Below are 20,125 nucleotides of genomic sequence, written 5' to 3'. Positions count from 1 at the left end.
GCACCAGCATCGGCCCGATGCCTTTCAACTCAAGAACTCCCACCCTGGCGGACAGAACCCGACAGGTTTGCGAGCATCAAATAGCGGGTGCTCGGAAAGGAAATGAACCGTGCTGATTGCACAGCGTCCCACGCTGACCGAGAAGGTCATTTCGGACAACCGTTCGCAGTTCTCGCTCAAGCCGCTTGAGCCTGGCTTTGGCTACACCCTTGGTAACTCGCTCCGCCGCACCCTGCTGTCGTCCATCCCGGGCGCGGCTGTGACGGCAGTGCGTTTCGAGGGCGTTCTCCACGAATTCACGACCATTGAGGGCGTGAAGGAGGACGTGACCGAGATCCTGCTTAACCTGAAGAACCTCGTGGTCTCCTCGGAGAACGACGAGCCCGTCGTCATGTACCTGCGTAAGTCCGGTGCTGGCGCCGTGACTGCCGCAGACATCGCGCCGCCCGCGGGTGTGGAAGTTCACAACCCCGAGCTGCACATTGCGACGCTCAACTCGAAGGCAAAGTTCGAGGTCGAGCTCACCGTCGAGCGTGGACGTGGATACGTTCCCGCCTCGATGAACAAGAGCTACGACGCGGAGATCGGCCAGATCCCCGTTGACTCGATCTACTCGCCGGTGCTCAAGGTCACCTACAAGGTGGAAGCCACCCGTGTGGCCCAGCGCACCGACTTCGACGAGCTGATCATTGACGTCGAGACGAAGAACGCCATCTCGCCCCGCGACGCACTGGCCTCGGCCGGTTCGACGCTCGTCGAGCTGTTCTCGCTTGCTAAGGGCCTCAACGAGGCTGCCGAAGGCATCGAGATCGGCCCCTCGGACTCGGACGAGACCTTGGAAGAGGACTACAACCAGCCCATCGAGGAGCTGAACCTCACCCAGCGTTCGTACAACTGCCTCAAGCGTGAGGGCATCCACACCGTAGGCGAGCTCACCGCTCGCTCGGAGGCTGACCTCATGGACATTCGTAACTTCGGTCAGAAGTCGATCACCGAGGTCAAGGAGAAGCTCCAGGAGTTGGGCTTCACCCTCAAGGACGGCGGCGCGGATTATGACGGTGGCTCTGCCGGCGTGTACTTCTCGGGCAGCGAACAGTAACAAGGAGAACTAAGCATCATGCCTACCCCCACCAAGGGTGCCCGCCTCGGAGGCGGTCCTGCGCACGAGCGCCAGATCCTGGCAAACCTCGCGCAGAGCCTGTTCGAGCACGGCCGCATTACGACCACTGAGACGAAGGCCAAGCGCCTCCGTCCCTACGCTGAGCGTCTCGTCACCTTCGCCAAGCGCGGCGACCTCGCCTCGCGCCGCAAGGTTCTGGGAATCCTCTCGGACGAGGGCGTCGTGCACGCACTCTTCACCGAGATCGGCCCCGGCTTCGCTGAGCGTGAGGGCGGCTACACCCGCATCACGAAGATTGGTCCCCGCAAGGGTGACAACGCTCCCATGGCAGTGATCGAGCTCGTTGAGTTCGGCGCTCCCGCCAAGAAGGCAGTTAAGAAGGAAGCCGAGAAGGCAACCAAGAAGGCTGCTGCTCCCAAGGCTGAATCGGCTCCCGAGCCCGAGGTTAAGCCTGAAGAGGTTGAAGGCGAGCACACTGAGGCACCTGCAGAGGGTGCTGACGACGCTGCCGAGAGCAACGACAAGTAGTACCGGCTGGGCGCGTCACGCACGCGCATAGTCGCACCACGAGGCGGGCTCTCATGACTGATCTGGATTCCAGTGACGTTGTGAGGGTCCGCCTCGTTTTTTCGTATGACGGGACCGACTTCGCAGGCTGGGCCGCGCAACCAGGTCTGCGCACGGTGCAGGGCGTCATGGAAGACGCTCTCGCGAGGTTTCTGCGGCATCCCCACACCGGCGCGGTCGATCACGTCCGTATGACTGTCGCTGGACGTACTGACGCCGGGGTCCACGCGCGCCAGCAGGTTGCTCACCTCGATGTGGCGCGCCCTGTGTGGGACCGCATGCCCGGTAAGTCTGGGCGCAGCCACGCGCAGGGTTTCCGTGATCGCCTCGACGGCCTCACACCTGCCGACATCACGGTGCACGATGCCGCCGTTGCCGCACCGGGATTTGATGCCCGCTTCTCTGCGACTGAACGTCGATACGCCTACCGGATCTGCGATCAACGCGAACTCCGCGATCCGCTGACGCGACGTCACGTGCTGTGGGCCGATGAAGCGCTCGATGTCGATGCCCTCAACGAGGCATCGGCTCTCCTCACCGGTCTGAGGGACTTTGTGCCGTTTTGCAAGGCGCGTGATGGTGCCACCACGATCCGTGAACTCAAGGAGTTCTCGTGGAGGCGCGAGACGCACGGCCCCGATGCGGGCTTGGTCGTAGCCACAGTCCGTGCCGATGCGTTTTGTCACTCGATGGTCCGCTCATTGGTGGGCGCCGTACTCCCTGTGGGACAGGGCAGACGTGACCTCGGGTGGTTGTTGAGAGTCGCGGGCGAAGAGCGCCGCTCCCCGGCCGTCGCCGTGGCCCAGGCCCACGGCCTCACGCTTGAAGAGGTGCGGTACCCGGCCGATGCCGACCTTGCGGCCCGTGCACAGCTGACCAGAGCTCGGCGGGAGTAACGGCCCTAGGCCCAGGGGAGTAGACTTGTCCTGCGGTCAAAGTTGGATCCTGAATTGACCGTCAAGGGGGCGCGCCGGTAGACTCGTCTGTCGTTGTGCGTTCCACGAGGAATGGTGCCTCCCACTCGCCTGAGCCTTAAGGATCCGCCGACCGACATTTTTGGTAGCCACCCATGGCTACCACCCACTCTGACCAGTGAAGAAGGCTTAACAGTGCGTACGTATTCCCCCAAGCCGGGTGATGTGACCAGTCAGTGGTTCGTCATCGATGCAACTGACGTGGTTCTCGGTCGTCTGGCCTCTCAGGCTGCTGTGCTGCTCCGCGGCAAGCACAAGGCGACTTTTGCACCTCACGTTGACAACGGCGACTTCGTTATCGTGATCAACGCAGGCAAGGTTTCCCTCTCGGGCAACAAGGCCAGCGACAAGATGGTTTACCGCCACTCGGGCTTCCCGGGCGGTCTGTCGGCAGTGCCGATCGGCGAACTGCTCGAGAAGAACCCCCAGCGCGTGATCGAGAACGCTGTGAAGGGCATGCTGCCCCACACCAAGCTCGGCGCCGCTCAGTTGACCAAGCTCAAGGTCTACGCCGGCCCCGAGCACCCCCACGCCGCGCAGCAGCCGCAGGCGTTTGAGATTACTCAGGTTGCGCAGTAAGCGCGGCGTAAAGGACTGATCGAACATGGCAGACGTGACTGAAACGCAAGAGACCGAAACTCCCACCGAGTACACCTCTGAGACCGCGCCCGAGCGCGGCAAGGGTACCTCGGCTATCGCACCGGGCGCTGGCCTCGGACGCCGCAAGGAAGCCATCGCGCGCGTGCGCCTGGTCCCCGGCTCCGGACAGTGGAAGGTCAACGGCCGTACGCTCGAAGACTACTTCCCCAACAAGGTGCACCAGCAGCTCGTGAACGACCCGTTCACCCTGCTCGACATCGAGGGCAAGTTCGATGTCCACGCACGCATCGATGGCGGTGGCCCCTCGGGTCAGGCCGGTGCACTGCGCCTGGGCGTCTCGCGCGCACTGAACGAGATTGACGAAGACACCAACCGTGCCGCACTCAAGAAGGCTGGCTTCTTGACTCGCGACGCACGCGTGGTGGAGCGCAAGAAGGCTGGTCTGAAGAAGGCCCGTCGCGCACCGCAGTACTCGAAGCGTTAATCTGTCGCGCATGGCGCGACTATTTGGCACGGACGGGGTCCGCGGCCTAGCTAACCGTGATATCACGGCAGAGCTGGCCGTGGACCTCTCCGTCTCTGCAGCCCGTGTACTCGCTCAACGAGGAGATTTCGCCGGGCATCGCCCGCGAGCCATCCTTGGGCGAGACACGCGGGTCTCTGGACAGTTTCTTTCGCATGCCGTTGCGGCTGGGCTCGCATCGGCGGGCGTTGAGGTTCTCGATGTCGGAGTATTGCCGACTCCTGGAATCTCATTCCTGACGGCCTCCACCGGCGCGGACTTGGGCGTGGTGATTTCCGCCTCGCACAACCCGATGCCTGACAACGGCATCAAATTCTTCGCACGCGGTGGACACAAACTCGATGACGGCATCGAAGACGCCATTGAGGCTGAACTTGGCGTGCAATGGTCTCGTCCAACCGGTGAAGCCGTCGGCACCATCCGCGATGCCTCCGATCTGGCGCAACAATACGTCGATCACGTCGTGGCTGCGGTCCAGGATTTCTCTGGCAAGGACCGGCCACTCGAGGGTCTGTCTCTCGTGATCGATGCTGCACACGGTGCAGCCAGTGTCGTGGGACCGGCTGCGCTCCGCGGGGCAGGGGCGCAGGTGCATGTCATGCACGCCTCACCCGACGGGCTGAACATCAATGACAACGCAGGGTCGACCCACATGGAGGCGTTGCGTGTCGAAGTCGTAGCCCGAGGTGCTGACTTTGGTGTGGCCTACGACGGTGACGCCGACCGCTGCCTGGCAGTCGATCACACCGGTGCGATGGTCAACGGCGATGAGATTATGGGTCTCCTGGCGATTGCCATGAAGGAGTCCGGCACGCTCTATCACGACACTCTCGTGGCGACGGTGATGAGCAACCTTGGTCTTCACAGAGCAATGACCCGCGCCGGTATCTCTGTGATTGAAGCGGCGGTGGGCGACCGATACGTCCTCGAAGCGATGCGCGAAGGTGGCTACACGCTCGGTGGCGAACAGTCAGGGCATGTGATCGCTTCCCAATACGCCACCACGGGCGATGGAATCCTCACATCACTGTTGATGGGAGCGTGCGTCAGCGATGGTGTCTCCCTGCGGGAACACTGCGACGCAATCGAGTCGTTGCCCCAGGTGATGACCAACATCAAGGATGTCGATCGCGCGCGCGTGTACAGCGACCCGCGCGTTCAAGCGGCGGTCACCGCGGTGCGCAAGGAACTGGGCGACGCAGGACGGGTGCTGTTGAGGCCTTCGGGGACAGAGCCGTTGGTGCGTGTCATGGTCGAAGCTGAGACCGACGAGATCGCACGACGGCATGCAGACGACCTTGCCGCGGTGGTGCGTAACTCCCTCGCCTTGCCGTGAGTGAACCGCACGTTCCTGTGGTCGGGGTGGCCTGTTCTGCCTCGTGGGGAGCGTCAGCCCTGAGCCTTCATCGGACCCAATATCAGGGGATGCCCCCATCGCCATGCAGCGTCGCTACTGACAGACTGATGCAGTGAGCGACCCCACCTTCTCGGATTGGATTATCCACTTCTCGTCCAATGTCGAGGGATACATTCTGTCCATCACGGAGTCGTTGTGGATTTATCCGGCAGTGTTCTTGCTGACCGTCATTGATGGCTTCTTTCCCGTGGTGCCGAGCGAATCGGTCATCATCGCTACGACGACTGCCTGGGTGCATGAGGGCGTGCCGATCGTATGGTTCATCTGGCTCGGTGCCGCGCTGGGCGCGTGGGTCGGGGACCAGATTGCCTACCTCATTGGCAAGAAGCTTGATCCTCGTAAGTTCCGCATTTTCAGGACTGCGCGCGGGCGCAACACCATTGACTGGGCAGAGGGCGCACTCGAGCGTCGGGGCACGTCATTCATCATCGCGGCCCGCTTTATCCCTATGGGTCGTTTCGCGGTCAACATCACAGCCGGCGCACTGCGCTATCCCCAGCGGCTCTTCATGGGCACCGATGCCGTGGGCGCCGTGGTGTGGGCAACGTACACAGTGTTCCTGGGCTGGTTCTTTGGGGCTCTGTTCGAGTCGAACCTGCTGTTCTCGATCATCATGGGGTTGCTTGGTGGCGTGGTGATCGGCTTTCTCGTGGAGAAGTTGCTGGCGCGGTATGGCTTCAAGCAGCCTGAACTTCCTGACCTCGTGAGCGACATTGACGAGATGCTGACCCCCGAAGAGCGTGAGCGGGCTGAGGAACTTGAACGTGAGCGTGCCGCACGCCGTGAGGAGCGGCAGGAGCGGCGTGAGGAACGTCATGAGCGCCGGGAAGAGCGCCACGAGCGTCATGGGGCTCACGATGATGGGGACCCTGACGACGGTGACGTGACGACAGATGCGCGCGATGACGAGCCGCGGTGAGGCGTTCACCATGACCGTGACAGTCGAGATCTGCGTAGAAGACACTCCTGGCGCGTTGGGTGCCGTGGCCGCGGGGGCTGACCGGCTCGAGGTGTGTAGTGATCTTTCGTGCGGTGGGCTGACGCCGCCTGCCGGCCTGATTGAGGCCGCGCTTGAAGCAGCGCCCCCGGATGGGGTGCAGGTGCTGATTCGTGAGCGCGCTGGAGACTTTGTGTACTCGTCCGCTGAGATTGAGTCGATGGCGCGGTCGATTGAACAGATGCGTGCACGAGCAGGCGATGCGCGGCTTGGCTTTGTTGTGGGTGCACTGACACGCGGAGGCTCCGTTGATGTCAGGGCCGCACAGCGTTGGCGTGAGGCTGCAGGCGATGCACGGCTGACCTTCCATCGCGCCATCGATGCGGCGCGTGACCCGCACGATGCAGTTGAGACGGTCGCTGACCTCGGGTTCGACCTGATCCTGACGACGGGCGGAGCGCCGAGTGTTGCCGATACTCAGGGGTTGCGCGCGATGCAGGGGATCGCTGGAGAGCGTCTTGCGATCCTCGGTTCAGGGGGTGTGCGGGCGGCGAACGTCGCGCAGGTGGTCTCCGAGGCTGGACTGCGCGAGATTCACATGCGTGCCCCCTTCAGTCACAGGGGAGACGATGCGGGCGGCGGTCGGGAGTCATCCACCGATCGTGCCGAGGTGGCACGCATCGTGGACACACTTCAGCGTGCAGGGCTCCGCTAGTTTCACCGCATCCGTCCGCGGGAACAGAGAGCAGGCGTCACAGCTTGCGCATGTGAACGGACTCAACTTTGTGGTCCGCACCTTTGGCCAAAATGATCGTGGCGCGTGAGCGAGTGGGGGCAATGTTGCGCGCCAGGTTGGGTGCGTTGATGGAGTCCCAAATATGCCCGGCCTTCTCGGTCGCCTCGGCATCGGACAGGTCCGCGTATTCGAGGAAGTACGAGTCGGGCATGGTGAAGGCGGTCTTGCGCAACGACAGGAATCGATCGATGTACCACTGGCGCACGTTGGTGGGTTCGGCGTCGACGTAGATCGAGACGTCGAAGTAGTCGGACACGGCGAGGGCTGTTTCGTCGAGGTCGCGTGGGGAAGCGGGCTGGAGAACGTTGAGTCCTTCGACGATGAGGATGTCTGGTTGGCGGACGGTGACGGACTCATCGGGGACGATGTCGTAGGTGATGTGGGAGTACACCGGTGCCGTGACTTCGGGAACCCCGGATTTCACGTCGGCGATGAACTGGCGGAGTGCGCGCCTGTCGTAGGACTCGGGAAAGCCTTTGCGGGTCAGGAGGTCGCGCTCTCGGAGCACCTTGTTGGGGTAGAGGAAGCCGTCTGTGGTGAGCAGTTCAACTCGTGGTGAACTGGGCCAGCGGGCCATGAGTTCACGCAGGATTCGGGCGGTGGTGGACTTGCCGACGGCGACGGATCCGGCCACGCCTATGACGTAGGGCGTGCGGCGGGAGCGTTCACCGAGGAAGGCGCTGGTGGCATCGTGCAGTCCTCCTACGGCCGAGGAGTACAGGTCGAGGAGCCGTGAGAGTGGTCGGTAGATGCGGTCTACTTCACGCAGGTCGATGGGGTCGCCCAGCCCGCGCACACGAGTGATGTCCTCTTGCGTCAGGGGGAGTGGGGTGGAGTCCGCCAGTGCAGCCCATTGGTCACGTGTGAAGGTGGCAAAGGGGCTGACGTTGTCCGCTGAGGTACGTTCGCTCACTGGCCTATTCTTGCGCATCGGCGCAGTGATGGTGCGCTCGTATGCCGTGCTGGCTTGCGGGGGTTGGGCTGCGTGGCTGGGGGATGTGATCGCGCGCCGATGCCAAGGGCGTCCGTGAGCGGCCGTAGACTCATCCCATGTGCGGAATTGTTGGATATATCGGCAAATTGGGCGACGGCGGTCGTGCGCAGGACGTCATTATGGGCGGACTGGCACGGCTGGAGTATCGCGGATACGACTCGGCGGGCATCGCTGTCGCTGGTAGCGACCCCGAGCGGGTCGCCACGGCAAAGCGGGCTGGAAAGCTCGCGGTCTTGGCAGACGCTCTCGCGGACAACCCCATCGCAGACGGTCCTGCAGGCATCGGCCACACGCGGTGGGCGACCCACGGACCTCCCACCGACGCCAACGCCCACCCACACCTCGCTGCCGGTGGTCGAATCGCGATCATCCACAACGGCATCATCGAAAACCACAACGCCCTCCGCAACGAACTCGCGGGCCAGGGCATCGACTTTCTGTCTGACACGGACACCGAGGTTGCGGGGCACCTGTTGGGCTCGCTCGTCGAATCGGGGCTCAGCCTGCCCGACGCCATGCGCGCCGCCACCAAGCGTCTCGAGGGTGCCTTCACGCTCTTGGCTGTCGATGCTCACGACCCCCACACCGTCGTCGGCGCCCGCCGCAACTCACCGCTCGTCGTCGGCTTGGGCGAGGGAGAGAACTTCCTCGGCTCCGACGTGGTGGCGTTCATCGAGCACACTCGGACCGCGCTGGAACTCGGTCAAGACGAGGTGGTCGTGATGACGGCCGATACCGTGACCGTCACCGACGTCAACGGCGAGATCGTAGAACGTGAGTCGTACCACGTGGACTGGGACTCCGCGGCAGCAGAAAAGGGTGGCTTCGACACCTTTATGGACAAGGAGATCCACGACCAGCCAGCGGCAGTCGCGGACACACTGCGCGGACGCCTCGATGAACAGGGCCGACTCAAACTCGATGAGGGCATTGTCGATGACTACATCCTGAAGTCCGTCGACAAGATCATCATCATCGCGTGTGGAACTGCCGCGTACGCGGGCCAGGTCGCGCGCTATGCGATCGAGCACTGGACTCGTGTGCCTGTCGAGGTGGAACTCGCGCACGAGTTCCGCTACCGCGATCCCATCGTCTCGGTCAAGACTCTCGTCGTGGCCGTCAGCCAGTCGGGCGAGACCATGGACACCATCATGGCCGTCCGCCACGCACAGCAGCAGGGCGCGACCGTGATCGGCATCGTGAACGCCCAAGGCTCGACCATTGCGCGTGAGGCTGACGCCGTGCTCTATACCCGCGCAGGCCCGGAGATCGCGGTGGCCTCCACCAAGGCGTTCTTGGCGCAGATCACTGCCGGCTACCTGCTGGGTATCTACCTGGCGGAACTGCGTGGCAACAAGTTCCCCGACGAGATTGACGCGCTGTTGCGTGAACTCGACGCCATTCCCGCCAAGATTCAGCATGTATTGGACACCGCAGACCCGATTCGCGATGTGGCGCGCTCTATGGCGGATGAGCGCACCGTCCTGTTCCTGGGGCGCCACGTGGGCTTCCCGGTCGCAATGGAAGGAGCCCTCAAGCTCAAGGAGTTGGCGTACATCCACGCAGAAGGATTCGCTGCAGGTGAGCTCAAGCACGGCCCCATCGCACTCGTCGAACAAGACCAACCAGTGTTCGTCGTGGTGCCAAGCCCGCGAGGCCGCGAATCGCTCCACGCCAAGGTGCTCTCAAACGTCCAGGAAGTGCGCGCTCGCGGTGCACGGACCCTCGTGATTGCGGAAGAAGGCGACACCGAAGCCGCCGACCATGCCGCGCATGTGTTCTACGTGCCCAGCGCGCCAGTGTTGATGACTCCATTGCTGTCCGTCATTCCATTGCAGATTTTCGCACTGGAGTTGGCCGCGGCGAAGGGGTATGACGTCGACCAGCCGCGTAACCTAGCGAAGTCGGTAACCGTCGAATAGGGAGCGCTCGTGGCCGTCTTGGGTCTAGGTATTGACGTGGTGGCCATTGATCGTTTTGAGGCGACTCTCGAGTCGTCGCCAACATTTGCCGAGCGTGTATTTACGCCCCAAGAGCGTGAACTGGGTACGCATTCTCTGGCTGCTCGCTGGGCCGCCAAGGAGGCGCTCGCCAAAGCGCTGGGTGCTCCTGCCGGACTGCATTGGCATGACGCGGAAGTGGTGCGAGAAGATGGAGGGCGGCCTCGTCTCGTCATGCGCGGAACGGTGGCTGCGCGCGCAGCGGAGTTAGGGATGACGACCTTCCATTTGTCGCTGTCGCACGATGCTGGCATTGCCTCGGCTGTGGTCGTGGCGGAGGGAGACTGATGAGCGCGCTACAGATCGAGATTGACTATCAAGCGATCAGTGACAACGTCGCGACACTACGCAAGCATGCGAACGGTGCGGAGGTCATGGCGGTAGTGAAGGCCGATGCCTATGGTCACGGCCTGGCCGAAGCGGCGCGTGCTGCGCGTGACGGGGGAGCGGCATGGGTGGGCGTGGCTCAACCGCGCGAGGCGCTCGCACTTCGCGTGGCAGGCGACACCGGCCGCATCTTCACCTGGCTCTACGGTCCAGACGTTCCTGCGGCGGATTTGATCGCTGCGGACATTGATGTGTCCGTGAGTTCGGAAGAGGTGCTTGCCGCGATTGTCGAGGCGGGTCGCGATGCCAAGGGGACTCCCCGCGTGCACATCTGCGTGGATACGGGGCTCGGCCGCGAAGGTGTGACAATCCACGACCTTCCTGCGCTGCTCGACGCTGCGGTCCAAGCGCAAGGCGATGGCTTGGTGCGCGTGGTGGGCATCTGGTCCCACCTGGCGTGGGCAGACCAGCCTGGCCATCCCACTATTGATCTGCAGGCGGAGAACTTCCGCGCCGCCGTGGTGTGTGCGGAGGAACGCGACATCGACTTTGAAGTGCGCCACCTCGCGAACTCTGCGTGCACGTTGACGCGCTCAGACTTGCATTTTGACTTGGTGCGTCCCGGTATCGCTGTCTACGGATTGCCGCCTGTCGCGGACCCTGAGGGAAATGCCTTTGGTTTGCGTCCGGCGATGGCGGTGCATTCCGAGGTCATCCTTGTGAAGGACGTACCTGCTGGCCAGGGCGTGAGTTATGGGCACGACTACGTGACGCCCTACGCCACCACGCTCGGGCTGGTCTCGGCTGGGTATGCCGATGGAGTATTCCGCAATGCAGGGAATGTCGCCGAGGTCGCGATCCGCGGCACTCGTTTCCAGATTTCAGGACGGGTCTGCATGGACCAGTTCGTTGTCGATTTAGGCCCTGCTACCGATATTGTGGCGGGCGACACCGTGACATTGATTGGGCCAGAAGGTCCGTCAGCCCGGGACTGGGCCACTGCCACGGGGACCATTGACTATGAGATTGTGTGCCGCTTTGGCGGACTGCGAGACAAGGACAGCGCGTGACTTCCGCGACCATCACCATCCCTGACGCCGAGGCCATGCGCACGTTCGCTGCTGAGGTGATTGCGCCGCAACTCGCGCACGGTGATCTGGTGATCCTCACCGGCGACTTGGGCGCAGGTAAGACCACCTTCACTCAGGGCCTTGGAGAGGCTCTCGGAGTGCGAGGCCCGGTGGCCAGCCCCACGTTCATCATTGCGCGCACGCACCCCTCGGAGGTCGGTGGCCCCTCGCTCATTCACGTCGACGCCTACCGCCTGGGCTCGCTTGCCGAGCTCGATGATCTGGACCTTGACTCGTCGCTCGACTCCTCGGTGACGGTCGTGGAATGGGGAGAGGGCAAGGCTGAGGCACTTGCCGAGGACCGGCTTCACATCACTCTGGAACGTGAGCGTGGTGGTGAGGTGGACATGGTGAACCCTGACTATGGCGTCCGCGAAGTCCGCATCCGAGCCCATGGAGACCGGTGGGCCGACGTGACCTTCGAGCGCAACTAGGCTGACACCGTGATTCTCGCGATTGACACCTCCGGAGCCGTCTCCGCAGCACTTGTGAAAGACGATGCAGTTCTCGCAGAGCGCGCAGAGTTCGCGCCGCGCGGGCACGCCGAACTCTTAGCGACATTCCTGGACTCGATGCTTGCCGACGCCAACGTGAGCGGTGACGACATTGACGCCATCGTGGTGGGGACCGGCCCCGCGCCGTTCACCGGGTTGCGGGTCGGGCTCGTCTCCGCACGGACCCTCGGTTTCGCTTGGAACGTGCCCGTCTACGGGGTGTGCTCGCTTGACGCCCTCGCGGCCGCCCACGGTGGGGACGTGACCGTCATCGCCGATGCGCGACGCAAGGAGGTCTACTGGGCCACCTACCGTGACGGCGAGCGGCTTGCCGGCCCCCACGTCAGTACCCCTGGCGACGTGGATACCTTGGGCCCCGTGATCGGCCGTGGCGCACTCGTCTACCCCGAGACGTTCCCCACCGCCGAGGGTGGTGACCCCGATCCCGCGTGGCTCGCTCGTGTTTACCTGGCCCAGGCATCGGCCGGGCAAACCGACTTCCCCGTAGAGCCGATGTATCTACGCCGGCCCGACGTTCACGGAGTCCCGGGCGCTTGATCGGCATGACTGGTGCCCCCGCCGAAGACGAACAAGTCGAGATCCGTGATCTCACCGACGAGGATCTTGAGTGGGTCGCTCAGCGGGAGCATGACATTTTTGGCGCCTCGGCGTGGTCGCTGTCTCTGATTCGCGAAGACTTCACCTACGGATTCTCGCGATGGCGCGGCCTCGAAGTGGAGGGGCTACTCGCGGGCTACGCCGTATACGGATACGAAGGCGACGCGTTCCACCTGATGAACCTCGCGGTGGTCCCGGAGATGCGTCGACAAGGCGTCGCGCGACGGCTCTTCGAAGATTTTCTCGCTGAAGCTCAACGACTCCAGGCACCCGACGCCTGGCTCGAAGTAGCGACCATCAACCGTGGCGCACTGGCGCTGTATCGGGCCTATGGATTCGAAGACGTCCGCGTACGACCCCGCTATTACCAACCCGAGGGCCTCGACGCCCTCGTGATGCGCAAGCGCCTGCGGTGTTAGTCCACGCTTGCCCGGTGGGCGGTACCAAGGTGGTGAGAAACATGCCAGGAGGGGGTGGTCTATGGCAGGTTTCGCACCATAGTGAGCTTCAGATGGGTTCGCGACGGCTTTCCAGCAGTGCGATGAACTCGTCGGCCATGTCGAGCTTGCTCTGGAGGGCTTCGCGGCGCTCCCGCGCGGAGGTGAGGTAGTCGTCCAGCCGCGCCCGGGCATCGGCGCCCGGGTCGGACTCCAGGGTTGATGCGAGGCTCAGCAGATCGCCCATCTCCTCGAGCGTGAAGCCCAGCGGCTTCATGCGCCTCACGAGCAGGATGCGCTCGATATCCGCGTCCGTGTAGAGGCGGAAGCCCCCGTCTGAACGCCCCGAGGGTGTCACTAGACCGACCTCGTCATAGTGACGCAGCGTGCGCAACGACAGGCCCGTGCGCTCCGCAACAGCACCAATGTGATGGGTCTGTGCAGCGCTGGAGGGGGAGTGAGACGAAGACTGTGATGCGGCCATGCGGGTCATTATTCCTTCATGTGGGTGGGGTCGACTCTACCCTGACGTTAGGGTAGGGTTGGCCGCGGTCCGCTGGCGGCAACACCGCGCCCGGGCCCAGCGCGATGCCGCGCTCATCCAGACTTCTGGCACCCGGCATCGGTCCAGCACCGTTGCGCGTGATGCCGCACCTGACCGCACTACCTGAGGACCTTACGTGTCAACACCCCCGTCCGACCGCCTGCCCGAACCCGTCGAGGTCACTGGCGCCCCCGAAGCGGACGCCTCCTACTCGGTGCGTGCCGCGCTTCGATCGCCGCGGCTCCTGCGCACCGAGGTCCTCGCAGGCCTCGTTGTCGCGCTCGCGCTGATCCCCGAGGCCATTGCGTTCTCGATCATCGCCGGCGTCGACCCACGCATCGGCCTCTTCGCATCCTTCACCATGGCCGTGTCGATCGCCTTCCTCGGCGGCCGCCCCGCCATGATCTCCGCCGCAACCGGCGCGATCGCGCTCGTCGTGGCGCCCGTCGTGGCCTCGCACGGGGTCGACTACCTCATTGCGACCGTGATCCTGGGCGGCATCATCCAGGTGGCGTTCGGCCTGCTCGGAGTCGCCAAGCTCATGCGCTTCATCCCACGCTCGGTCATGGTGGGCTTCGTCAACGCGCTCGCGATCCTGATCTTCACGTCACAACTGCCGCACCTCATCGACGTGCCCTGGGCCGTGTACCCCATGGTCGCGATTGGGCTCATCATCATGGTGCTGATGCCGCGCTGGACCAAGGTCATCCCCGCGCCGCTCGTGGCGATTGTGCTGCTGACGGTGGCCGCCGTGATCGCCGCGATCAACGTCCCGACCGTGGGCGACGAGGGCGCGCTTCCCGAGTCCCTGCCGTCGCTGCTGTTCCCCGACGTGCCGCTCACCTGGGAGACCTTGCAGATCATCTTCCCGTACGCGCTGGCCATGGCCCTGGTGGGTCTGTTGGAGTCGCTGCTGACCGCGAAGCTCGTGGATGACGTCACCGACACCCACTCCAACAAGACCCGCGAGGCCTGGGGCCAGGGCGCCGCGAACATCATCACCGGGTTCTTTGGTGGCATGGGTGGTTGCGCGATGATCGGTCAGACCATGATCAACGTGAAAGCCTCCGGTGCGCGGACCCGTATCTCGACGTTCCTTGCCGGCGTGTTCCTCTTGATCCTCGTGGTCGGGCTGGGCGATGTGGTCGCCGCGATCCCCATGGCGGCGCTCGTGGCCGTGATGATCATGGTCTCGGTCGGAACGTTCGACTGGCACTCCATCCAGCCAGCAACGCTGAAGGCCATGCCCAAGTCGGAAACCTTCGTGATGCTCGTGACGGTCGCGGTGACCGTGTTCACGCACAACCTCGCGTACGGCGTGGTTGCGGGCGTGCTGGTCGCGATGGTGCTGTTCGCCCGTCGCGTGGCGCACCTGACGACGGTCAAGCGGCTCGACGCCACCGATGACGATGGCGAGCGCGTGTACGCCGTCGAAGGCGAACTGTTCTTCGCGTCCTCGAATGACCTCGTGTACCAGTTCGACTACTCGGGTGACCCCGAGCGCATCGTGATCGACATGTCGGGCGCGCACATCTGGGATGCCTCCACGGTGGCGTCACTCGATGCGGTGAAGACCAAGTACGAGTCGCGCGGCAAGACCGTGACGATCGTCGGGCTCAACGACGACTCCGCCGAGCGCCACGGGCGTTTGTCGGGGAACCTGGGCGCTGGGCACTAGCGGGCCGCCGCGCGCTGGCGGTGCATCAGTGTTCATATCGACTTGCATTGAGCACTCACGCACCGCCGGGGCGCGCTTCAGCGTGAAGAGTTACCGGGCGCTGAGGTAACCCTTGCGGCGCAGCCAGATCTCCATCGGGATAGTCGTCAGCGGCGGAATCGCGGCGAACAGGGCCGTGATCGTCACCCAGAAGCCCCAGCGCAGCTTCACTGCGGCAATGAGTGTCACCAATCCGTAGAGCATGAATGCGCCGCCATGCAGGGGGCCAAAGATCGTGACGCCCCACTCAGTGACGTGCAATACGTGCTCGAGCAGCATGCCCACCAAGAGCCCGGCCCACGTAAAGCCCTCCACGAAAGCCATGACGACATAGGCGCGGGAGATTCCCGGGAGGTCGCCAAAGTCGGAGCGCTGGGTGGTGGTGGAGTCGGCGGTGTGAGTGGTCGTCATCAGATCTCCCGAATAGCGGCGGTAGCGTCGATGCGGCCCTTGCGGTCGCCTGCACCGTGATCATCTGTGGGGTAGCCCACGAGGAGCAGGACTTCGGAGCGCCAAGGTGAGTCGGCGAACACGTCCGCGTCCACGCCCGCGCGGTCGAATCCTCCGACAGGGCGAACTGCCAGACCCGCGCTACGAAGGCCGAGGATGAGGTAGCCGGTCTGGAGCATGGCGTTGGTGTGCGAGAAGCGAGTGCGTGCCTCAGGGTCCGCATCGAAGCGTGCCGCAGCCGTCTCGGTGCCGCCTGTGACGGCGAAGTGATCGTGGAAGCGCTCATCGCGAGCGGCCACGAGAATCAGCGGAGCAGCCTTGAGTTTGGCGCGGTTGCCCTCGGCGGCGTGGCTGGAGATGCGAGCGCGAGCATCGTCCGAGGTCGCGGCGACCAATCGCAGCGGCACCGTATTGTTCGCGGTCGGACCCCACTTGATGAGGTCCCAGACTTCGATGATGGTGTCCATCGATACTGGGCGGTCAGCGAACTTGAGGTTAGAGCGCGCGCCCACAAACAAGGCTTCGCGCGCGTCGTCATCGAGAATGAATGGAGACATGCCCTCCATTGTCACGTGACTCGGAAGTGTCTCGTGACCACCATCTATTCCGTACCGTCCCCGACCCTCGCAGCGGTCGTGGACTCCCGGAACTTGCGCCGGGGTGCGCGCATTGGCGCTCGTAGGTGTCTTGGCAGGTCAGGGAAGGTCCACAGGCTGGGCCAGGTCGTGGTTCGGGCCCGGGTGCGGGCTGCACACCTTTGCTGTCGACCAGGGGTTGGCCGTAGCAACTAGAATCGTGCGCGTGACATTGGTACTGGGAATCGAGAGCACCTGCGACGAGACGGGTGTGGCGCTCGTGGAAGACACGGAGCTGCTGGTCGACGTGACCGCCTCGTCGATGGATGAGCATGCGCGCTTTGGCGGCATCGTGCCGGAGGTGGCGAGCCGCGCCCACCTTGAGGCCTTTATCCCGACTCTTGATGAGGCACTGAGCCGGGCTGGCAAGACGCTGAGTGATGTGGACGCGATCGCCGTTGCTGCTGGTCCTGGTCTCGTGGGGTCGTTGACGGTGGGCAATGCCGCCGCTAAGTCTCTTGCGGTCGCATTGGGCAAGCCGCTTCACGGGGTGAACCACGTGATTGGTCACGCCGCTGTCGACGAGTTGGTGCACGGCGAATTTCCCGAGCAGACCATGGCGCTGGTGGTGTCCGGTGGGCACACCTCGCTGCTCAAGATCAACGATGTCGCTACCGATGTGGTGGAGTTGGGTCACACCCTCGACGATGCTGCCGGTGAGGCCTTTGACAAGGTCGGCCGTCTGCTGGAGTTGCCGTATCCAGGTGGGCCGCACATCGATCGCCTGGCGCGTGAGGGAGACCCGACAGCGATCGCGTTCCCTCGGGCCCTGACCGCCCCCAAGTTTCAAGAGAAGCACGCCTACGACTTCTCCTTCTCCGGGTTGAAGACTGCCGTGGCTCGCTGGGTGGAGCGCGAGCGAGATGCCGGACGTGACATTCCGATTGAGGATGTTGCGGCCTCGTTCGCTGATGCAGTGGCGGATGTTCTGGTGATGAAGACCTTGAATGCTTGCCGCGAGCACGACATTGACGCATTGGTGATCGGCGGAGGTTTTTCCGCGAACTCGCAGTTGAGAGAGATGGCAGCGGAGCGGGGCGCGGCCGCCGGAATCGATGTGCGCATCCCGCCCATTCGCTATTGCACAGACAATGGCGCGATGATCGCGGCGCTGGGGTCAGCGGTTGCTCGCCGTGGAGTGGCGCCGAGTGCTTTGGGTTACGGCGTTGACTCGTCGATGCCCTTGACTCGCGTGGTTGCCTGACTCAATGTCCCGTCGCAGGCACGTCCCCGTGTGGGGAGCGGTGGCGGCATTGGTCGCCGCGGGGCTGATCGCGACATTCGCTCTCACCTCTGCGGGCAGTGGTCCGGGCGGGACGCGCTCAGCGACGAGCGACACTTCCGGGGTGGCTCCGTCGCCTGAGCCGTTTCCGCAGGTGACGGCCGATGCCGGAGATTGGTTGGCATCGTTTCCTGACGTTCAGGTGACGCACCGCCTCGCCTGGGGGCCCACTCTTGAGCAGTGGGCAGCCGCGCAGGCCGATGCGAGATCCATGAGTCTTGAGGATGCCGCGGGCCAGGTCATTGTGGCCGCATGGAACAGTACGGATGCCGAGGGGGCCGCTGCGTTGGTGAGCGACCTCAATCTGGGTGGTGTCATTCTGATGGGTGGCGCAATCGACACCGCAACTCAAGTGAGCGCGCTCACTGACAAAATCCACGCAGCGGGCGGCGACCGCGATTGGGGCACCATAATCGGTGTCGATGAAGAGGGTGGCAGTGTCGCTCGCCTGGGGGGTGTGATTCCCACCATGCCCGGCTTCATGTCGGCAGGCGCGGCGAGTGACAAGGAGTCGGTGACCGACGCCTATGCGGGACAGGGCGCCGACTTACAGAGCCTGGGTTTCACCACTGACTACGCGCCCGTCGCCGACGTCACAGCTGGTCTGAGCGACCCGACCATCCGCTCACGTTCGGCAGGAAGCAACCCGGAGCGCGTCGCCGCGACCGTCGATGCTGCCGTCGCCGGCTACGTCTCGAGCGGCATCGTTCCGGTCATCAAGCACTTCCCCGGCCATGGTTCTGTCGATGTCGACTCTCATCAAGGTCTTCCCGTGCAAAAGAAGACGCTCGCGCAGCTGGAGACTACGGACATCGTCCCCTTCCGTGATGCCGTCGACGCGGGAGTGCCTGGGGTGATGATGGCCCACCTGGTGGTGTCTGAGTGGGGCGGCGAGGCCGCATCGGTGAACCCGAACGCTTATGAGTATCTGCGCGATGAGTTGGGATTCACCGGCCTAGCCATGACCGATGCGCTCAACATGGCTGCATTGCAGAGCAACCATTCACCGGGCGAAGCAGCAGTCGCTGCGCTTGCCGCGGGTGCGGACGTGCTGCTCCTGCCTCCCGACCCGCGCGCTGCGCGAGATGCGATTGTTGCGGCGGTGACGTCAGGCGATGTCCCGCGCGCGCGCCTGGACAGTGCTGTGGCTCGGATGATTGTGGCGGGGCGCTGGCAAGAGCGGCTGGCGAGTGAGGCCGAGGCACGCAACGCGGAGGCTCCCGAGACGTATGCCCGTGACTTGACGGTGGCTGGTGCAACGGTGGCGGCGGAGTCCTGCACGGCACCGTGGATCGGCGACAGCGTGAGGGTGGTGGGCGGCACCGAGAGTGACCGGGCACACCTCACTGCTGCCTTGAGTGAACGCGGGGTCACTGTGGCCGGGTCCGGTACCTCGATTGGATTGCTGGGCGGAGACTCGTCGGCGCTCAACGCCGACATCGTGGTGGCGCTCGCCGGGCCGTGGGGCCTGCAGTCCTCGACCGCAACAACCTATGTCGGTATCTACGGCCGGTCGAGTGAGGCCTTTGCGGGCTTGGTGGACGTGCTGACCGGGTCCGCACCCCCTGGGGGGCAGTGGCCGGTGAGCCTTGAGTTGCCTTACGACACCTGCGAATAGGTCTGCCTGAGGGCCAAGCCCCGCACTGGGCCGGCTAGGCAGCGCCTTCTGCCTTCAATGGTTCTAAGTGTGCGTGCGCAGCAGTCCGCACTGCGTGAGCGAGGGCTGCAAGAGTGGCTGAGTGCGTGCGCCACTGTTGCCAGTACAGAGTGACGGTGATGTCAGGCCCACCGAGGGAGATGAGTTCATGGCCTTCGCGTTGCACCGCTGGAAGAAGCCCCCAGCCAAGCCCGAGGGCGATCGCTTGTGCGAACTCGGTCGATGACGGGACGAGGTGGCGAGGTGTGTCCGTGGGGTTCAGTCCCAGAGCCGCGAGGTAGCGGTTCTGAATGACGTCTTTGCTATCGAAGTCGACTGCGGGTGCCGCGGAGATTGCTTGCGGGGTGGGGCCATCGGGAAACCAGCGGCGTGCGAACTCTGGGGCTGCGACGGCCTGATAGCGCAGGCTCCCGAGGGGCGTGACTGAGCATCCGGGGACCGGTTCGGCATCGGTGGTGACGGCGGCTGCGACGGTGCCGTCTGCGAGGAGGTGTGATGTGTGTCCCTCGTCCTCGCGGTGGAGTTCAAGCAAGATTCCGCGCTCCGCGGCCTCGGCGCAAAGAGTGGGAAGTATCCATGCGGCAAGTGAGTCCGCATTGACGGCAAGCGGCATTGGCGTCGACGTGTCATCCAGGCCGATGCTGTGGGCAAGGTCAGCGTCGAGGTGGGCGACTTGCCGTGCGTAGCGGATGATGCGGTCCCCAGCCGCTGTCGAGCGCACGGGCCGGGAGCGTACCAAGAGGACTTGTCCGGTCAATCGTTCGAGGGTCGCGAGGCGCTGGCTCACCGCGGATTGGGTCAGGTGGAGCTTTCGTGCCGCGGCATCGAGCGTTCCTTCCTCGACGGCCGCAGCGAGGGTGAGCGCGAGATCTACCGGAACTTTCATACAGTCAGGCTAATGGAAGT

The 20,125-nt window shown here is 63.9% G+C and carries 22 protein-coding genes; 17 read left to right on the top strand and 5 right to left on the bottom strand.

Going from position 1 to position 20,125, the window contains the following annotated elements; translation table 11 throughout:
• Positions 1–109: 109 nt before the first annotated feature.
• From AOP79_RS01935 to AOP79_RS01900, 8 genes are all read left to right on the top strand, one after another.
• The gene (locus AOP79_RS01935; protein WP_062069911.1) at positions 110–1,099 is read left to right on the top strand and encodes a DNA-directed RNA polymerase subunit alpha; all 990 of its coding nucleotides are present in this window, start codon (positions 110–112) and stop codon (positions 1,097–1,099) included.
• 18 nt (positions 1,100–1,117) lie between these two features.
• Positions 1,118–1,648 (top strand): 50S ribosomal protein L17, encoded by a 531-nt coding sequence (rplQ, locus tag AOP79_RS01930; protein WP_062069909.1) that lies wholly within the window; start codon positions 1,118–1,120, stop codon positions 1,646–1,648.
• 53 nt (positions 1,649–1,701) lie between these two features.
• The gene (locus tag AOP79_RS01925) at positions 1,702–2,583 is read left to right on the top strand and encodes a tRNA pseudouridine synthase A (protein ID WP_062069908.1); all 882 of its coding nucleotides are present in this window, start codon (positions 1,702–1,704) and stop codon (positions 2,581–2,583) included.
• Between the two features lie 213 nt (positions 2,584–2,796).
• Positions 2,797–3,240 (top strand): 50S ribosomal protein L13, encoded by a 444-nt coding sequence (rplM, locus tag AOP79_RS01920; RefSeq protein ID WP_062069906.1) that lies wholly within the window; start codon positions 2,797–2,799, stop codon positions 3,238–3,240.
• A 25-nt stretch (positions 3,241–3,265) separates the two neighbouring features.
• Positions 3,266–3,745: a 30S ribosomal protein S9 gene (gene rpsI / locus AOP79_RS01915; protein WP_062069903.1), complete on the top strand. Its 480-nt coding sequence runs from the start codon at positions 3,266–3,268 to the stop codon at positions 3,743–3,745.
• 10 nt (positions 3,746–3,755) lie between these two features.
• The gene (gene glmM / locus AOP79_RS01910) at positions 3,756–5,120 is read left to right on the top strand and encodes a phosphoglucosamine mutase (RefSeq protein ID WP_062069901.1); all 1,365 of its coding nucleotides are present in this window, start codon (positions 3,756–3,758) and stop codon (positions 5,118–5,120) included.
• A 133-nt stretch (positions 5,121–5,253) separates the two neighbouring features.
• Complete coding sequence (locus tag AOP79_RS01905; RefSeq protein WP_062069899.1) at positions 5,254–6,120, top strand: DedA family protein; 867 nt, start codon at positions 5,254–5,256, stop codon at positions 6,118–6,120.
• Positions 6,121–6,130: 10 nt separating this feature from the next.
• Positions 6,131–6,853: a copper homeostasis protein CutC gene (locus AOP79_RS01900; protein WP_062071000.1), complete on the top strand. Its 723-nt coding sequence runs from the start codon at positions 6,131–6,133 to the stop codon at positions 6,851–6,853.
• 37 nt (positions 6,854–6,890) lie between these two features.
• Here AOP79_RS01900 and coaA read toward each other — a convergent pair whose 3' ends face one another.
• Positions 6,891–7,865 carry a type I pantothenate kinase gene (gene coaA, locus AOP79_RS01895; RefSeq protein ID WP_062069897.1) on the bottom strand — a complete coding sequence of 325 codons (975 nt, stop codon included), beginning with the start codon at positions 7,863–7,865 and terminating at the stop codon, positions 6,891–6,893.
• 119 nt (positions 7,866–7,984) lie between these two features.
• Between coaA and glmS the strand changes: the two genes are divergently transcribed.
• From glmS to AOP79_RS01865, 6 genes are read left to right on the top strand one after another with little or no spacing between them, the layout of a single operon-like run.
• Positions 7,985–9,850, top strand: coding sequence for a glutamine--fructose-6-phosphate transaminase (isomerizing) (gene glmS, locus AOP79_RS01890; protein WP_062069895.1), 1,866 nt, complete (start codon positions 7,985–7,987; stop codon positions 9,848–9,850).
• A gap of 9 nt (positions 9,851–9,859) precedes the next feature.
• On the top strand, positions 9,860–10,216 hold the full coding sequence (locus tag AOP79_RS01885; protein ID WP_062069893.1) for a holo-ACP synthase: 357 nt from the start codon (positions 9,860–9,862) through the stop codon (positions 10,214–10,216).
• Entirely contained in the window at positions 10,216–11,325 is a 1,110-nt protein-coding gene (gene alr, locus AOP79_RS01880; RefSeq protein WP_062069891.1) for an alanine racemase, read from the top strand. Before AOP79_RS01885 ends, alr begins: the two co-directional genes overlap by 1 nt.
• Before the next feature lie 35 nt (positions 11,326–11,360).
• On the top strand, positions 11,361–11,819 hold the full coding sequence (gene tsaE / locus AOP79_RS01875; protein ID WP_062070998.1) for a tRNA (adenosine(37)-N6)-threonylcarbamoyltransferase complex ATPase subunit type 1 TsaE: 459 nt from the start codon (positions 11,361–11,363) through the stop codon (positions 11,817–11,819).
• 9 nt (positions 11,820–11,828) lie between these two features.
• A complete protein-coding gene (gene tsaB, locus AOP79_RS01870; RefSeq protein WP_062069889.1) occupies positions 11,829–12,437 on the top strand; it encodes a tRNA (adenosine(37)-N6)-threonylcarbamoyltransferase complex dimerization subunit type 1 TsaB in 609 nt (202 codons plus the stop codon).
• A 5-nt stretch (positions 12,438–12,442) separates the two neighbouring features.
• On the top strand, positions 12,443–12,916 hold the full coding sequence (locus tag AOP79_RS01865; protein ID WP_062069887.1) for a GNAT family N-acetyltransferase: 474 nt from the start codon (positions 12,443–12,445) through the stop codon (positions 12,914–12,916).
• Between the two features lie 88 nt (positions 12,917–13,004).
• Here the strand turns inward: AOP79_RS01865 and AOP79_RS01860 are convergent, their stop codons facing one another.
• Positions 13,005–13,418, bottom strand: a complete 414-nt coding sequence (locus tag AOP79_RS01860) for a MerR family transcriptional regulator (protein ID WP_062070996.1) — start codon at positions 13,416–13,418, stop codon at positions 13,005–13,007.
• Between the two features lie 220 nt (positions 13,419–13,638).
• Between AOP79_RS01860 and AOP79_RS01855 the strand changes: the two genes are divergently transcribed.
• A complete protein-coding gene (locus tag AOP79_RS01855) occupies positions 13,639–15,156 on the top strand; it encodes a SulP family inorganic anion transporter (RefSeq protein WP_062070992.1) in 1,518 nt (505 codons plus the stop codon).
• A gap of 90 nt (positions 15,157–15,246) precedes the next feature.
• On the opposite strand, the gene AOP79_RS01850 is transcribed toward AOP79_RS01855, so the two are convergent.
• Both AOP79_RS01850 and AOP79_RS01845 read right to left on the bottom strand, forming a co-directional pair.
• A complete protein-coding gene (locus AOP79_RS01850; protein WP_082093274.1) occupies positions 15,247–15,606 on the bottom strand; it encodes a DUF3817 domain-containing protein in 360 nt (119 codons plus the stop codon).
• Entirely contained in the window at positions 15,606–16,202 is a 597-nt protein-coding gene (locus tag AOP79_RS01845) for a malonic semialdehyde reductase (protein WP_062069885.1), read from the bottom strand. Before AOP79_RS01845 ends, AOP79_RS01850 begins: the two co-directional genes overlap by 1 nt.
• A gap of 238 nt (positions 16,203–16,440) precedes the next feature.
• On the opposite strand from AOP79_RS01845, the gene tsaD reads away from it, so the two are divergent.
• Both tsaD and AOP79_RS01835 read left to right on the top strand, forming a co-directional pair.
• The gene (gene tsaD / locus AOP79_RS01840) at positions 16,441–17,484 is read left to right on the top strand and encodes a tRNA (adenosine(37)-N6)-threonylcarbamoyltransferase complex transferase subunit TsaD (RefSeq protein WP_062069883.1); all 1,044 of its coding nucleotides are present in this window, start codon (positions 16,441–16,443) and stop codon (positions 17,482–17,484) included.
• A gap of 4 nt (positions 17,485–17,488) precedes the next feature.
• Entirely contained in the window at positions 17,489–19,180 is a 1,692-nt protein-coding gene (locus AOP79_RS01835; RefSeq protein WP_082093272.1) for a glycoside hydrolase family 3 N-terminal domain-containing protein, read from the top strand.
• A gap of 34 nt (positions 19,181–19,214) precedes the next feature.
• On the opposite strand, the gene AOP79_RS01830 is transcribed toward AOP79_RS01835, so the two are convergent.
• A complete protein-coding gene (locus AOP79_RS01830) occupies positions 19,215–20,105 on the bottom strand; it encodes a LysR family transcriptional regulator ArgP (protein WP_062069879.1) in 891 nt (296 codons plus the stop codon).
• Between the last annotated feature and the right edge of the window lie 20 nt (positions 20,106–20,125).

Origin of the sequence: Demequina sediminicola, assembly GCF_000975055.1 — a bacterium.
Classification (GTDB): Bacteria; Actinomycetota; Actinomycetes; order Actinomycetales; family Demequinaceae; genus Demequina; species Demequina sediminicola.
This window is presented reverse-complemented; position numbering and strand designations above follow the sequence as displayed.